This is a genomic window from Dactylosporangium sp. CA-092794, assembly GCF_050948465.1.
Classification (GTDB): Bacteria; Actinomycetota; Actinomycetes; order Mycobacteriales; family Micromonosporaceae; genus Dactylosporangium.
In genome coordinates this window covers 4,775,635-4,790,092 of the sequence record NZ_CP192044.1, presented here as the reverse complement: position 1 = coordinate 4,790,092, position 14,458 = coordinate 4,775,635, and the positions used below count along the sequence as shown (strand labels likewise).

The following is a 14,458-nucleotide window of genomic DNA, read 5'->3' as shown; positions in this document are numbered from 1 at the left end:
GGTGCGGGAGCGATGGATGGCGGCATGGCGCCGCGGGCGGGACGCCGCGCGGCGGCGCGCGCCGTCCGCCGTCCTGCTGGCATTGATGGCGGCCGCGCTGGTGCTGGCGGCCGGGCGGCGCCTGCGCGAGCTGTCCACCGGGCAGCGCCGCGGGCTGGCCGCCGCGCTGCTGGTGCTCACCGGGTCCGTGTGGGGCGTGGCCTCCGCGCCGGCGCTGCCGCCGATCCTGCCGGCGCCGCCGCCCGACCCGCCGTCGCCGCAGGCGGTGGCCGCGATCCAGGCCGGGCGGCCGACCGGCTTCGCGGTGGGCGGCATCGACGTGTCCAGCCACGACCACCGCCGCTTCGGAGTGCACTGGCCGACCGAGGTCGCGGCCGGCAGCGAGTTCGTCTACATCAAGGCCACCGAGGGCAAGTCGTACGTCAACCCGCACTTCGCCGCCGACTACGCCGCCGCCAAGGCCGCCGGCCGATACGTCGGGGCGTACGTATACGCACGGCCCGACCTCGGCGACCCGGTCGGGCAGGCGGACCACTTCCTGCGCCACGCCCGCTTCACCCGCGACGCGCGCACCCTCGTGCCGTTCGTCGACCTCGAGTGGCCCTACGCCGGGGTCAAGGCCGGCGACTGCTACAACCTCACCCCGCAGCAGCTGCGCGCCTGGATCGGCGCGTTCATCGGCCGGATCGAGGCGAGCATCGGGCGCAAGCCGATGATCTATACGAATACGTACTGGTGGAATCCGTGCACGGGCAACGACCCCTCCTACGGGTCGTACCCGCTGGACATCGCCAACTACAGCGCGAAGGCGCCGAAGCTGCCGGCCGGCTGGACCACGTTCGCGCTGTGGCAGTACATGCCGGGCGACCCCGACCGGGCGCACAGCCACGACCGCGACGTGGTCAACGGCGGCCCGGCCGGCCTGCGCGCCCTGGCCTGGCCACCGCCGTGAGCGCCCGGCCGATGTGGTGCTCGGCGAGGTCAAGCATCCACTGCCGGTCCGGGAAGTCGGTGCCGGCGATGCGCAGCGGTCCCTCGATGAGGGCGATGGTCTGGGCGTACCGGTAGAGCTCCAGCCGGTCCGGGTCGAGCTCGACCGGGCGCAGCGCCGGGTAGCGGTCGCCGAAGCGCAGTTGCAGGAAAGCGTGCTCCCACTCGACGTCGAACCAGGCCAGCCCCTCGAAGTCGATGATCACCGGCTCCCCCGCCGGGTTGACGAGCACGTGGTCGGGGCCGAGCTCGCCGTGGACCAGCCCGTATTCCCGGCGGGGCGCGACCGCCGCGCGCAGGCCGCGCAGGTGGTCCTCGATGCGCTCCCGCGCACCGGCGATCCGCGGGTCGCGGCCGGCGGCGAGGGCCAGGTGGCCCAGCGCGCGGTCCAGGATGACGTCTTCGGTACCGCGCTGTTGCGGTGCGGTGCCGTCGACGATCGCGGCGACCTTGCCGTAGCCGGGGCCGCGCGCGGTGTGCAGCCGGCGCACCGCGTCGCCGAGCCGGGCCAGGTGTGCCTCGGCGGCCGCGGGGTCGTGCTGGAGGAGCGCTTCCAGGAGTACCGAACCGGCATCTTCGACCAGAGCCAGGTCGTCGTCCAGGAACCGCCCGTCCCGGTCGAGCAGCAGCAGCCGCGGCACCCGCACGCCGGCCGCGGTGAGGGCGGCGTGAGCGGCCCCGAACAGCTCGGCGCCGCTCGCGTCGGTGAACGGGTCGTCCGGAACGACCGGCGACGGGGGCCAGTAGTTCTCGCCCGCGGCCCACAGGTAGAGGATCACGGACGACCCGTCGTCGAGTCCGATCCGATAGACGCCTTTCTTGGTACCGCCGGTCAGCCGGTCCAGCGACGCGACGCGCCGGTCGGCACCGAAGTGCGCCGTCACCAGGTCGTGCAGGTCGTCCGGCCGCAGGAACGCGCGTGTCATGTGCTCCCCCGTGTCGTGCGCGATGCGGACCGTCAGTCTGCCACGGACGCGGCTCAGACGGTGATCACCGTCTTGCCGGGCAGCGTGCCGGCCTCCTCCGCCGCGTGCACCTCGGCCACGCGCTCCAGCGGCACCCGCTGGGCGACGTGGACGCGCAGCGCGCCGGCGTCGACCCGCTTGACGAGGGCGGCCAGTTGCTCGGCGTCGCTGCGCACGTACACCGGCACGGACCGCACGCCGCGCGGGTCGTCCTGCGGGCCGGGCGTGGCCGTGGACAGCAGCAGACCGCCCGGCCGGACCAGCGCGGCGAGCGCCGCCATCTCCGCGGGCGGCACCGGCGCGAAGTTGAGCACCGCGTCGAACTCGCCGGTCGCCGCCGCGGGGTCGCGCCCGACGACCTCGGCGCCGTAGCCGCGCACCCGCTCGGCGTTGGCCGGCCCGGCGGTCGCCACGACCGTGGCGCCGGCCTCGACCGCCAGCTGCACCGCGTAGCCGCCGACCGCGCCGCCCGCGCCGTGCACCATAATCCGCTGCCCGGCCCGCACGGCGGCGTGCTCGGTCACGGCCTGCAGCGCGGTCAGCCCGACCGCGGGCAGCGCGGCCGCGTCGGCGAGCGGGATCGCCCCCGGCGCGGCGGCCAGCACCGCGGCCGGCGCGACCAGGTACTCCGCGGCCGCGCCCGAGGCCCCCATCGGCAGGAAGCCCACCACGGCGTCGCCGGCCGCCGGCCCGGTCACGCCCGCCCCGACCTCGGCCACCGTCCCGGCCACGTCGATGCCGGGCGTGTGCGGCAGCGTCACCGGGAAGACCTGCTGCAGCCGCCCGGAGCGGATCGTCGCGTCGACCGGGTTGAACGACGTGCCGGCCACCCGGACCAGCACCTCCCCCGCCCCCGGCACCGGCCGGTCCGTCTCCTCGACCCGCAGCACCTCCGGGCCGCCGTACTCGTGGAACCGCACAGCACGCATGTCGCTCCCTCTTTCCCACGATTGGTACTTCGAATTCGAAGCACACCGTGACAGTACACTCCTTCGAATTCGAAGCAAGTAGGATGTCGGTGTGACGCCGGACGCACCACACCTCGACCCGGAGCAACTCGCCGCCTACTTCGCCCTCACGGACGTCGGCAGCCTGCTGCAGTACGCCGTCGAGCAGCAGCTCCGCGAGGACGGCGACCTCAGCTCCGTGCAGTTCCAGATCATCGCCCGGCTGACCGGCGCTCCCAGTGGCCGGCTGCGCATGACCGACCTCGCCGACGGCATCGTGTACAGCCGCAGCGGCCTGACGTATCAGGTCGGCGTGCTGGAGAAGGCCGGCCTGGTCGTCCGCGGCACCGGCCCGGACGACGAGCGCACGGTGGTCGTGTCGCTCACCGCCGCCGGCCGCGACCGCTTCTTCCAGGTGCTGCCCGGCCACGTCGAGGTGGTGCGGCGCCTGCTGGTCGACCCGCTGGACCGCTCGGACCTCGCCACGCTCCGCTCACTGATGGACCGGGTCCTCACCCACATGCGCGCCGCGCCGCCCCGCTCCGCCCGCCCCCGCCCGCCCCGCAAACCCAGCGCCTGACCTCGGCCACCACGGCCCACCTCGCTCCGCCCGCAAGCCCAGCGCCTGACCGCGACCTCCAGGGGCCGCCTCGCGGCGCCCCGCACCGCTCCACCCGCACCGCAAACCCGGCGCCCGACCTCGGCCACCAGGGGCCGCCCCGCAAGCCCGGCGCCTGACCTCGGCCACTGTGGCCCGCCTCGCGGTGCGTCTTGCTTCCTAGGAACCTAGGTGATGTCGCTCGCCGAGCGTCGGAGCCAGGCCGGCGATCACGGCGGTGGCCAGCAGCCAGCCGCCGAGCACGTCGGTGGGCCAGTGCACGACCAGCGCGATCCGGCTCAGGCCGACCAGTACCGCCCACATCATGAGGACCCCGGCCGTGATGCGGCCGGCGGCACCGGTCGGGAACAGCACGCCCAGCAGCACGACCGCGGCACCGGCGACCAACGCGGACGACGTGGTATGGCCCGACGGGAAGGAGAACCCATACGCCGCGGCCAGCCGGTCCGCGGGCCGTGGCCGGGCGACGAGGTGCAGCAGACCGAGCCGCGCCCCGGTGCCGGCGGCGGCGACCAGCGCGACGAACAGGGCCGCCCGAACCCGGCGGGCGAGCAGCAGGCCGCCGAGGACGACCGCGAGGATGACGCGCAGGACGACCGGGTCGGCGCTGTGCGAGATGCCGGCCATGGCGGCCCGCCACCAGCCGTGCCCGGCGGTGAACCGCCTTGCCGCGGCGCTGACCACGGCGTCGGCCCGCACCAGCCCCGGCGCCCGCGCGGCGACCAGCGCGGACAGTCCGGCCAGCACGACCAGGGCAAGGGCCGGCAACAACACAGGCAGAGCGCGGCGGCGCGGCAATGGCACACATCATGCTCACCCGATCGCGCTGAGAACCGCCTGAAACGCACGTCATCCGCAAGGCTGACGCAGACCACGGCCGATACGGTTCGGGAGTGCTGAACGCGCAACGGCCGCTGATCTTTCTCGACGTGGACGGCGTGCTCATCCCGTTCCGCGGCCGGTCGGTGGGCGGGCAGCGGCCCTCGGGCGGGGCCGGCAACCCGCTGCTGGACCGGCTCGACCCGGCCGACGGGCAACGCCTGCTGGCCCTGGACGGCGAGCTGGTCTGGGCGACCACGTGGATGGCCGAGGCGAACGAGATCGTCTCGCCGCGGCTCGGCCTCCCGGCGCTCCCCGTCGTGGGCTGGCCGGACGACGACGAGGAAGCGGAGCACGGCCTGCACTGGAAGACGGTCTTCCTCGCGCGGTGGACGGCCGGGCGGCCCTTCGTCTGGCTCGACGACGAGACGACCGGCGCCGACCGGCGATGGGTCGCCGCGCACCACCCGGGGCCGGCGCTGCTGCACCGCGTCGACCCCGCGGTGGGGCTGACCGATGCCGACTTCGCGGTGGTACGTCGATGGCTGGGGCAGCGGCACGTGACCGCGTGATACGCGGAAACGCACACGGACCTACAAGGTTAACCCACTATTGACAACTATGTTTTCAGTAAGCGACCATCTGAGAGCGCTCTCACGTCCGCCAATGTGGGGGCTGAACAGGGATGTCCTACGCCCGCCCTCAGGCTCAGGAAGGTCACATTCACTGTGGAAAATCAACAGAAACGAACGGGGCGCCGTCGGCGCGGCCGGATGGCGCTGCTCGCCGGCGCCGGCGCGGCCGTGGTCGTGGCCGCCACCATCGCGGCGCTGCCCGACGCCGGCGCGTCGGTGCCGCCCACCCCCTCCGGCTGGACGCAGGTCTTCGCCGACGACTTCGGCGGCGCCAACGGCACCGGGCTCAACACCGCCAACTGGCTCTACGACCTCGGACACGGCTACCCCGGCGGTGCCGGTAACTGGGGTACCGGCGAGATCGAGAACATGACCAACAGCACGGCCAACGTCTACCAGGACGGCGCCGGGCACCTCGTGATCAAGCCGATCCGCGACGGCGCCGGCAACTGGACCAGCGGCCGGGTCGAGACGCAGCGGACCGACTTCGCCGCGCCCGCCGGCGGCAAGCTGCGCTTCGAGGCGTCGCTGCAGCAGCCGAACGTCAGCGGCGCGGCCGCGGCCGGCTACTGGCCGGCGTTCTGGTCGCTGGGCGCGGCGGCGCGCGGCACCGGCGCGACCGGCTGGCCGGGCATCGGCGAGATCGACATCATGGAGGACATCAACGGGCGCAGCTCGGAGTTCGCCACCCTGCACTGCGGCGTCTCCCCCAACGGGCCGTGCAACGAGACCGTCGGCCTCGGCAGCGGCGAGCGGGCCTGCGGCGGCTGCCAGACCGGCTTCCACACCTACGCGATGGAGCTGGACCGCAGCACGTCGCCGGAGCAGATCCGGTGGTACCTCGACGGCAGCAACTTCTTCACGGTCAACGCCAACCAGGTGGACGCGACCACGTGGAACAACGCCACCCACCACGGCTTCTTCATGATCCTCAACGTGGCGATCGGCGGCGGCTTCCCGGACGCGTTCGGCGGCGGCCCCACCAGCGCGACCCAGTCCGGCGTGCCGATGGTCATCGACTATGTGGCCGCCTACACCAGCGGTAGTGGCGGCGGCGGTGGTGGCGGCGGTGGTGGTGGTGGTACCGGCGGCAAGGCCATCACGGGCCCCGGCGGCCTGTGCCTCGACGTGCGCTCGTCCGGCACCGCGAACGGCACCCCGGTGCAGATCTACACCTGCAACGGCACCGGCGCGCAGCAGTGGACCTACGTCGAGGCCGGCACCACGCTGCACGCGCTGGGCAAGTGCCTGGACATCCCGGGCGGATCGACCGCCAACGGCGCCAAGCTGCAGCTGTGGGACTGCAACAACACCGCGGCCCAGGTCTTCATCCACCGCTCCGACAACACGTACTACAACCCGCAGGCCAACAAGTGCCTCGACGACCCGTCCGGGTCGGTGACGCCCGGCACCCAGGTGCAGATCTGGGACTGCAACGGCACCGGCGCCCAGAAGTGGTCGCTGCCGCAGTAGTGGAAGTTTCGCGGTGAGCCGCAGGCCGGCGCCGCACCGGGCCGCCCGTGTTTGACGCACGGGCGGCCCGGCCCCGAATGTGCCGGGCATGACCGCACGCCTCCGTGGTGCCCCGCTCGCCCGGCTGGCCGTCCCGGCGATCGCCGCGGCCGGCGCCGCCCTGATCCTGCTGGCCCTGCAGCCGCCGGCGCGGGCGACCGTTTCCGAGCCGTCGTCACCGGTGACCGGCAACGCGACCTACTTCGACGGCCTCGGCTCGCCCTACGGCGGATGCGGGATGCCGCAGCCGGAGCTGGAGACGCAGAACTTCGTCGCGCTCAACGTCTTCGACACCCCCGGCGACGGCACGATGTACACCCGGCCGCTGCCCGCCGCGCAGGCGTCGAAAATGGGACTGTGGAACAACGGCCGCAACTGCGGCCGCTGGGTGCGCGTGAGGATCGGCGACTACTGCACCGGCACGAACGACGGCGCACTCGGCCAGCCGTTCTGCCGAAACGGTTCGTGGACCGCCGACGCCTACAACGACGGCACCCTGGACATGCTCGTCGCCGACTCGTGCGGCGACCCCAACGGCTGGTGCCGCGACGACCCGTACCATTTGGACCTGTCGAAGGACTCGCTGAACCGTTTCGCGCGAAACGGTACGCCGCTGGCCGACCTCTACCCGAACCATTGGAACAACCGGCACGTCTCCTGGCAGTTCATCGCCGCGGCCATAGCGCATCGGAACCACGAGCACCTGGCGGTTCGCCGCTGACCTGCACCGCCCGCGACGCCGGGTCGCCGCAGCCGCGGTGCCGAACCGGGGCCGACGCACTCCGCGGCCGGCCGGCGCCACCCGCGCACCGGCAGGGTCGGCGCTGCACGCCGCAGAGCGCGGCGCACCGACCGGAAGTCTCCGCGATCATGCCGAACCACCGCCGGCACCAAGGGTTTTTCATGATCACGGAGTGTCCATGTACACCCGTGTACCGAAAGTCTCCGGGATCATGGCAAACCCGTGTGCGGTCACGACGGGCATCATGATCACGGAGACATACGTCCGCCCGGCCACACCGATCGCATGCTCGCCCAACGGGCGAACAGGCGCGACGCCCGTCCCGCGGTCGACCGCCCTGCCCCACCGGCGGCCGGCGAACGACCGGCCCGGGGTCGACCGCCCCTGCCCCACCGGCGGCCGGCGAACGCCCGTCCCGGGGTCGACCGCCCTGCCCGACCGGCGGCGCCAGCGAACGCCCGGCCGCGGTGGCCGCCACCTGCCCCCGGACAGCAACCACCACGTCAGGCGCCGGCCACCTCATACGCCAAGCCGGCATGACCCCGGACGGATGTGGCGGGCGGGCACGTGGTGCGCGCATCGATGTCCGGGGGCCTGGCCAGCGACGGTCATCACGCGCAGGTGACGCGTGGACGTTCGCGATCAGTCACGGTGATTCGGGAAGACGTGATTCCGGACCGGACCGGGTCGGCGGATGCCGGCCCGGCTCGCACAGGAGGTAAGACGATGACCGCAGGTACCGCCGAACGGGGCAAAGCCGAGGCGCAGCAACGCGAGGGTGAGGAGCAGGGGATCTCTCCGCTGCTGCTGACGGCGTTGCTCGCGCGCCGCAGGGAGCGTGGGGAGAGCATGGTGGAGCATCCCCTGCTGCTGGCCGCGCTCATGCGCCGCCGTCAGGAGGAGGGTGGCATCGCCGAACACCCGCTCCTGCTCGCCGCGCTGATGAGCCGCCGTCAGGAGGAGGAAGAGGAGGGCATCGAGCACCCGCTGCTGCTCGCCGCGCTCATGCGCCGCCGCCGCGAAGGCCGGGGCATCTTCGAGCACCCGCTGCTGCTCGCCGCGCTGATGAGCCGGCGCGGGGCGGAGGAGGAAGAGGGCATCGAGCACCCGCTGCTGCTCATGGCGCTCGCCGGTCGCCGCCGCCGGGGCGAGAACATCGTGGAACACCCGCTCATGGCCGCCGCGCTGCTCTCGCAGCGCTGAGACACCTCATGACCCGTCCCCGGCCCGTGGCGGGCCGGGGGCGTCGCCGACACAGCAAGGAGTAGGTCACCGTGGCCGAACGAACGCCAGAGCAACCCGGAAACAAACCACAGGAGTCCACCGACCCGATCGAGTCGCTGATCGACGAGGCGATCCGTAGCATCCTCGACGAGGCGGGCAGCCAGGTCGCCGCCCGCAGCCGCACGTCCGCGGCGCCGCTGCTGGACGCGGTGCTGTCCGGCGCGCCGATGCTCGGCAAGGGCAAGGCCTCGATGCTGGAACGGGTGCTCGTCGCCGAGGCGCTGGCCGACGCGCTCGCGGAGGCGCTGGCCCCCACGCTCGCCGCGGCGCTGGCCCCGAAAATCATGAACATGCTCGAGTCCGGCTCCGCGGGCCAGTCGGCCGAGCGCGGGCGCGAGCGTGCCCGCACGCCGGAAGGCAAGTGACCCCAGCGTCGCACGCTGACGGTGACGCGCGGATGGCCCGGTTGGGCCGCCTCGGCTGGTGGGTCGTGGGGCTGGTCGCCGGGGTGGCCCTGCTGGCGACGGCGGTCGGGGTCGTGGTGCCGCTGCTCGCCCCGCTGCTGGTCGTGGTCGTCGCCGCGGTGACGCTGCACCCCGTCGCCGAGGCACTGCGGCGGCGCGGCTGCTCCGCGGCCCTGTCGGCGCTGCTGGGCGCCCTGGTCCCGCCGCTGCTGCTCGGCGGTGTCGTGGTCCTGCTGCTGGCGGTGGTGGCGGCCCAGGCGTCGCAGTGGCAACCGGCGGCCGCCCACGCCGGTGCGTCGCTGCGCGCGGCGATCGGTATCGACCCGGTCCGCGCGGCCCTGCAGTCCTCGACCTGGCGCACCGCGTTGCTGGGCGCCGGTTCCGTGCTGGTCAACGGCGTCGTGATCGCCGGGCAGCTCGCGGTGGGTGTGCTCGTCGGTGTCTACCTGTCGTACTACGTGCTGCGCGACGGCCCGCGCTTCGCCGAACGCGCGGCCCGGCGGCTGACCACCCGGCCCGGGCTGGACCCGGTGCCGCTGCTGCACGATGCGGCGGTACGGCTGCGCCGGTACGTCGTCGGCACCAGCGTGGTGGCCGCCATGGACGCCGTCGTGATCACGCTCGGCGCGGCCGTGCTCCGCCTGCCGTTCCTGTTCACGATCGCCGTCATCACGTTCGTCGCGGCCTACGTGCCGTACCTCGGCGCCTGGATCTCCGGCGTCTTCGTGATCGTGCTGGCCCTGGGCGACGGCGGCGCCGAGACCGCCCTGTGGATGACCGGGATCGTGCTGATCACGCAGAACGTGCTGGAGTGCGTCCTGCGCCCGTACGTCTTCGGCCGCGCGCTGGACCTGCACCCGGTGACGGTGCTCGCCGCCACCGTCATCGGCGCCGCCCTCGGCGGGCTGTGCGGCGTCTTCCTCGCCCCGCCGTTGGCGGCGATCGCCCGCCGATGGTGGCAGGCGACCCGCCGCCCGTCCGGCCCGGTCGCCGGCGCCTGACCCGCAGACGGTCAGCCGGGCCGGAGCAGCGCCCGGCGGCCATGCCGCCGCGCCTGCACGGCCACCACCACCTCGACGGCGCCGAGCACGATCGCGATGATCCCGCTGAGCAGCACCAGCACCTGCAACGACAGGCCCGGCCAGACCAGGAACAGCACGCCGGCCGCGATCGAGGCGATGCCGACCCCGATCAGCCAGCCTCTCGCCCGGCCGTGGACGAGGACGCCCAGCAGCACCCCGGCGAACCCGCTCAGCAGCCAGGCCAGCCCGATCAGCGCCGACAGCGTCGCCACTCCCAGCGCCGTGTCGCGCACGCAGGTGACGCCGATGGCCACCAGCACCACCCCGACCACGCCGTCGACCATGCGGTGCATCAGGTTGTCGCCCTCCGCCTTGCGGAACACGGCGATCAGCCGGGTCACGCCGGTCACCAGCAGCCACAACCCGACCAGCAGGCCCAGCAGCCGCAGCGTCTCGCCCGGCCAGGCCAGCACCGCCACACCGAACAGGGCCGTCACGACCCCGACGGCCAGCAGCTGCCACGTCGGCACCGCCATCGGCTCCCGCCGGGCGGTCCCCGCACGCGGATGCCCGATTACGCTCATCCCGCTCACCTCCCGGCTCGGTCAGGCCCGCGGCCGGGCCAGTCCACCGTTCGCGCCGAGCACGGCCGACCGCGCCCGCTCGTACTCGGCGTCATTGAGCACCTTGCGGTCGTGCAACGCGGCGAGCTTGGCCAGCTCGTCCGCCGGACTCGCCGTCGCGCCGGTTCCCGCGGCCTCGCGGATGTACTGACGGACCTCGGCCTCCTGGCGCCGGGCCCGCTGCGCCGCCCGCTCGTTCATCGACCGGCCGCGCGCGATCAGGTACACCAGCGCGCCGATCCACGGGAACACGATCAATCCCAGCGTCCACACCGCTTTGCCCCAGCCCGGCATCGACGGGTCGCGGAACAGGTCGTTCAGGATGCTCACCATCAGCCACACCCAGGCGAACACCACCATGAACCACACCGTCCCCAACACCACGGTGCCGAGCCATTGCCCAGCCATCGTCCACCTCCCCGGCAAACGTTTCACCCGCCCGGATCGGGCACGGGTTAATCCCCTCAGTCCCAGGATCGAACGCCCGCTACCCCCGCCCATCCCCCGCGCCGGATGACCCGCCGGGTCACACGCGTTCGCCGGTTGCCTCGTGGGGGATGGCCAGGCGGCGCCACGCCGCGCGGCGGGTGGCCTGTTCGGCGGGGTCGGCGACCGGCACGGCGGCGAGCAGGCGGGCGGTGTAGGGATGCTCGGGCGCGCGGAGGAGGGTCGCGGCCGGGCCCTCCTCCACGATCCGGCCGCGGTGCAGGACGGCCACGCGGTCGGCGACGCGCTCGATGACGGCCAGGTCGTGGCTGATGAACAGGCAGGCGAAGCCCAGGTCGGCCTGTACCCGCCGGATCAGCTCCAGGATGCGGGCCTGGACGGAGACGTCCAGCGCGCTGGTCGGCTCGTCGGCGATGAGCAGGGCCGGGCGCAGGGCGACGGCGCGGGCGATGGCGACCCGCTGCCGCTGGCCGCCGGACATCTCGTGCGGATAGCGCTCGTGCACGTCCGCCGGCAGGCCGACGGCGGCGAGGAGCTCGGTGGCGCGGCGGCGGCGCTCGGCGCGGGGCAGGCCGGTGTGCAGCGCCAGGGGTTCGGCGATGCTGGCGCCGGCCGTCCAGCGCGGGTTGAGCGACGAGGCCGGGTCCTGGAAGACGATGCCGATGCGGGACCGGACGGCGCGCAGGTCGCGGCGGCGGGTGGTGCGGCCGGGGCCGACGGCGACGCCGTCGACGCCGACCGTGCCGGCGGTCACCGGGGCCAGGGCGGCCAGGGCGCGGCCGATGGTCGACTTGCCGGAGCCGGACTCGCCGACGAGGCCGAGGACCTCGCCGGGGTCGATGTGCAGCGAGACGCCGTCGACCGCGCGCACCCGGCGGCCCCGGGCGGGGTAGTCGACGACGAGGTCGCGGACGGTGACGGCCGGCGGCCGGGCCGGGGCCGGCGGCGGGAGCGGCGGGGGTTCGCCGAGCGCGGGCAGGCGCGGGACGGCGCCGAGCAGTGCTCGGGTGTGCTCGTGGGCGGGCGCGGCGAACAGGCGGTCGGCGGGGGCCTCCTCGACCACCCGGCCTGCGTGGAGTACCACCACATCGTCGGCAAGGTCCGCCACCACGCCCATGTCGTGGGTGATGAGCAGCACCGCCGTGCCGAGCCGGGCGCGCAGGTCGCGCAGCAGCTCGAGGATGCCGGCCTGGACGGTGACGTCGAGGGCGGTGGTGGGCTCGTCGGCGATGATCAGGTCCGGGTCGCAGCTGATCGCCATCGCGATCATCGCCCGCTGCAGCTGCCCGCCGGACAGCTCGTGCGGGTAGGACCGGGCGACCCGGCGCGGGTCGTCGAGGCCGGCGGTGGCCAGCAGCTCGCGCACCCGGTCCGCGGCGGCGGTGCGGGGCAGGTCGCGGTGGGCGCGGATGGCCTCGGCGATCTGGTCGCCGACGGTGAACACCGGGTTCAGCGCGCTCATCGGCTCCTGGAAGACGGTGCCGATGCGGCCGCCGCGCACCTGGCGCAGCACGGCCGGCGGCGCGCCGACGAGCTGCGTGCCGGACAGCGTGATGCTGCCGGTCACCCGGGCGGTGCCCGGCAGCAGGCCGAGGGCGGCCAGCGCGGTGACGCTCTTGCCGGAGCCGGACTCGCCGACGAGGGCGAGGACCCGCCCGCGGCGCAGCTCGAAGGCCACGCCGCGGACGGCCTCGTGGGTGCGGCCGTCGACGTCGAACGCGACGGCCAGGCCGGTCACCGTGAGCAGCGGGTCGCTCATCCCTGCTGCAGCGACACTTTGAGGTAGTTGGGGTAGGCCGGGAACGCCGCGACGAAGAAGTTGCGCACGTTGGAGCCGTGCAGGAACGAGTTCTTCGTATAGATGAGCGGCACGACCGGGGCGTCCTGCATGATGCGCTTGTCGGCCTGCGCCCACAGCTGCTGGGCCTTGGCCTGGTCGGTCTCGGCGGTGGCCCGGTTGATGAGGTCGTCGACCTCCGGCTGCGAGTAGCGGGAGATGTTGTAGCCGCCCCCGGCGATCTCGCTGGTGGCGAAGAGCGGCTGGATGTTGCCGTTGGCGCTGGGGAAGTCGGGCTGCCAGCTGCTCACGGTGAGGTCGTAGTCGCCGCGGTCGCCGGTGACCTCGGCCTCCCAGGCGGTGTCGTCGACGGGCTTGATGGTGACCGTGATGCCGGCCCGCTGCAGGCCCTGCTGGATCGCCTGGGACTGGGCCAGGTGCGGCTGGTCGTTGCGGGACAGCAGGGTGAGGCTCACGGTGCTCTGGCCGGCGTCGGCGAGCAGCTGCTTGGCCTTGGCGACGTCGCCGGAGGGCCCGGCCGGGTAGAGGTCGTACTCGGCCCGCCCGGCGATGCCGGGGGTGATGAGGGTGCTGGCGAGGTCGCCGCCGATGGCGCCGCCGGCAGAGACCTGGAAGGCGCGCTTGTCCACGGCGTAGGCGATGGCCTGGCGCACCCGCAGGTCCTGCAGCGGGCCGCGGCGGGTGTTGATGGCGAGGTACGCCAGGGCGCCGGCGTCGGAGGTCACCAGCCGGGCCTTGGCGGCCGGGTTCTGCTCGATCTGGGCGAGCTGGGCGGGCGGGACGAAGCCGGCGCCGAAGGCGTTGCGGTCGTCGCCGGAGTCGGCGATGAGCCGCTGCGCCTGGACCGTGGTGTCCTGGGCGAGCTGGATGACGATCCGGTCCGGGCCGGCGGTGCGGACCGGGTCGGTGGCCTGGTCCCAGCTCGGGTTGCGCACCAGGCGGACCGCCTTGCCCTGCTGGTAGTCCTCGACCTGGTACGGCCCGGACGCGACGGGCTTCTGGGAGTACACCTTCGGATCGTCCTTGGCCTTCGGCACGGGCGTGAAGGCCGGCATGGACGCGATCCAGGGCCAGTCGCCGTAGGCGGTCTTGAGGTGGAACACGACGGTGCGCGCGTCGGGGACCTCGATCGAGGCCAGCTCGCCGCCCGTGTACGGCCCCTTGTAGCCGGCGCCGCCCTCCAGCAGGCCCTTGTGGTAGCCGAGGCCGCCGGACAGCTCGGGGGCGAACGAGCGCTCCACGCCGTACTTGACGTCGGCGGCGGTGATCGGGGTGCCGTCGGCGTACCTGAGGCCGTCCTTGAGCGTGTAGGTCCAGGTCTTGCCGCCGTCGGTGGTGCGGCCGGTGTCGGTGGCCAGGTCGGGCACGACCTGGGCCGGCTTGCCGGGCTGGACGTCCCAGGTGGTGAGCCGCCGCAGGACCAGCCCGAGCGTGGTGATGGCCAGGTTCTGGCTCTTGGCCGGGTCGAACTGCTGGTCGCTGACCGAGGTGAGGATGGTCAGCGTGCCGCCCTTCGCGGTGCCGCCGGCCGGCTGCGACCCGCCGGTGCCCGCGCCCTCCGGGTTGGCGTTGCAGCCGGCCAGGGCGAGCAGCGCGGCGAGTGCGACGGTGCCCGGGGCCGCCGATCTGTGCTTCACGATGGTCCTTTCGT

Annotated in this window: 15 protein-coding genes; 8 read left to right on the top strand and 7 right to left on the bottom strand. The window is 73.7% G+C overall.

The genetic code is table 11. From position 1 onward, the window contains the following. Window positions 1–16: 16 nt before the first annotated feature. Window positions 17–952 carry a GH25 family lysozyme gene (locus ACQPXD_RS20675; protein ID WP_432840869.1) on the top strand — a complete coding sequence of 312 codons (936 nt, stop codon included), beginning with the start codon at window positions 17–19 and terminating at the stop codon, window positions 950–952. Here ACQPXD_RS20675 and ACQPXD_RS20670 read toward each other — a convergent pair. Next, a complete protein-coding gene (locus ACQPXD_RS20670; protein ID WP_432840867.1) occupies window positions 903–1,916 on the bottom strand; it encodes a phosphotransferase family protein in 1,014 nt (337 codons plus the stop codon). The two genes, ACQPXD_RS20675 and ACQPXD_RS20670, sit on opposite strands and share 50 nt — an antisense overlap. 53 nt (window positions 1,917–1,969) lie before the next feature. Then, the gene (locus ACQPXD_RS20665; protein WP_432840865.1) at window positions 1,970–2,884 is read right to left on the bottom strand and encodes an NADP-dependent oxidoreductase; all 915 of its coding nucleotides are present in this window, start codon (window positions 2,882–2,884) and stop codon (window positions 1,970–1,972) included. A 91-nt stretch (window positions 2,885–2,975) separates the two neighbouring features. Here ACQPXD_RS20665 and ACQPXD_RS20660 point away from each other — a divergent pair, with 91 nt between their 5' ends. Further along, window positions 2,976–3,482, top strand: coding sequence for a MarR family winged helix-turn-helix transcriptional regulator (locus ACQPXD_RS20660; RefSeq protein WP_432840863.1), 507 nt, complete (start codon window positions 2,976–2,978; stop codon window positions 3,480–3,482). Window positions 3,483–3,680: 198 nt separating this feature from the next. On the opposite strand, the gene ACQPXD_RS20655 is transcribed toward ACQPXD_RS20660, so the two are convergent. Continuing rightward, the gene (locus ACQPXD_RS20655; protein WP_432840861.1) at window positions 3,681–4,295 is read right to left on the bottom strand and encodes a phosphatase PAP2 family protein; all 615 of its coding nucleotides are present in this window, start codon (window positions 4,293–4,295) and stop codon (window positions 3,681–3,683) included. Between the two features lie 140 nt (window positions 4,296–4,435). On the opposite strand from ACQPXD_RS20655, the gene ACQPXD_RS20650 reads away from it, so the two are divergent. From ACQPXD_RS20650 to ACQPXD_RS20625, 6 genes are all read left to right on the top strand, one after another. After that, entirely contained in the window at window positions 4,436–4,912 is a 477-nt protein-coding gene (locus ACQPXD_RS20650) for an HAD domain-containing protein (RefSeq protein WP_432843910.1), read from the top strand. 201 nt (window positions 4,913–5,113) lie between these two features. Beyond that, on the top strand, window positions 5,114–6,448 hold the full coding sequence (locus ACQPXD_RS20645) for a ricin-type beta-trefoil lectin domain protein (protein ID WP_432840859.1): 1,335 nt from the start codon (window positions 5,114–5,116) through the stop codon (window positions 6,446–6,448). A gap of 88 nt (window positions 6,449–6,536) precedes the next feature. Beyond that, complete coding sequence (locus ACQPXD_RS20640; protein WP_432840857.1) at window positions 6,537–7,208, top strand: hypothetical protein; 672 nt, start codon at window positions 6,537–6,539, stop codon at window positions 7,206–7,208. 747 nt (window positions 7,209–7,955) lie between these two features. Next, window positions 7,956–8,432, top strand: a complete 477-nt coding sequence (locus ACQPXD_RS20635) for a hypothetical protein (RefSeq protein ID WP_432840855.1) — start codon at window positions 7,956–7,958, stop codon at window positions 8,430–8,432. A gap of 71 nt (window positions 8,433–8,503) precedes the next feature. Next, the gene (locus tag ACQPXD_RS20630; protein ID WP_432840853.1) at window positions 8,504–8,878 is read left to right on the top strand and encodes a hypothetical protein; all 375 of its coding nucleotides are present in this window, start codon (window positions 8,504–8,506) and stop codon (window positions 8,876–8,878) included. 32 nt (window positions 8,879–8,910) lie between these two features. Next, window positions 8,911–9,918, top strand: coding sequence for an AI-2E family transporter (locus ACQPXD_RS20625; protein ID WP_432840851.1), 1,008 nt, complete (start codon window positions 8,911–8,913; stop codon window positions 9,916–9,918). An 11-nt stretch (window positions 9,919–9,929) separates the two neighbouring features. On the opposite strand, the gene ACQPXD_RS20620 is transcribed toward ACQPXD_RS20625, so the two are convergent. From ACQPXD_RS20620 to ACQPXD_RS20605, 4 genes are all read right to left on the bottom strand, one after another. Next, the gene (locus ACQPXD_RS20620; protein ID WP_432840849.1) at window positions 9,930–10,523 is read right to left on the bottom strand and encodes a DUF308 domain-containing protein; all 594 of its coding nucleotides are present in this window, start codon (window positions 10,521–10,523) and stop codon (window positions 9,930–9,932) included. 21 nt (window positions 10,524–10,544) lie between these two features. Further along, window positions 10,545–10,970, bottom strand: a complete 426-nt coding sequence (locus tag ACQPXD_RS20615) for an SHOCT domain-containing protein (protein ID WP_432840847.1) — start codon at window positions 10,968–10,970, stop codon at window positions 10,545–10,547. Between the two features lie 118 nt (window positions 10,971–11,088). Beyond that, the gene (locus tag ACQPXD_RS20610; RefSeq protein WP_432840845.1) at window positions 11,089–12,768 is read right to left on the bottom strand and encodes a dipeptide ABC transporter ATP-binding protein; all 1,680 of its coding nucleotides are present in this window, start codon (window positions 12,766–12,768) and stop codon (window positions 11,089–11,091) included. After that, window positions 12,765–14,444: an ABC transporter substrate-binding protein gene (locus tag ACQPXD_RS20605; RefSeq protein WP_432840843.1), complete on the bottom strand. Its 1,680-nt coding sequence runs from the start codon at window positions 14,442–14,444 to the stop codon at window positions 12,765–12,767. Before ACQPXD_RS20605 ends, ACQPXD_RS20610 begins: the two co-directional genes overlap by 4 nt. Window positions 14,445–14,458: the final 14 nt, after the last annotated feature.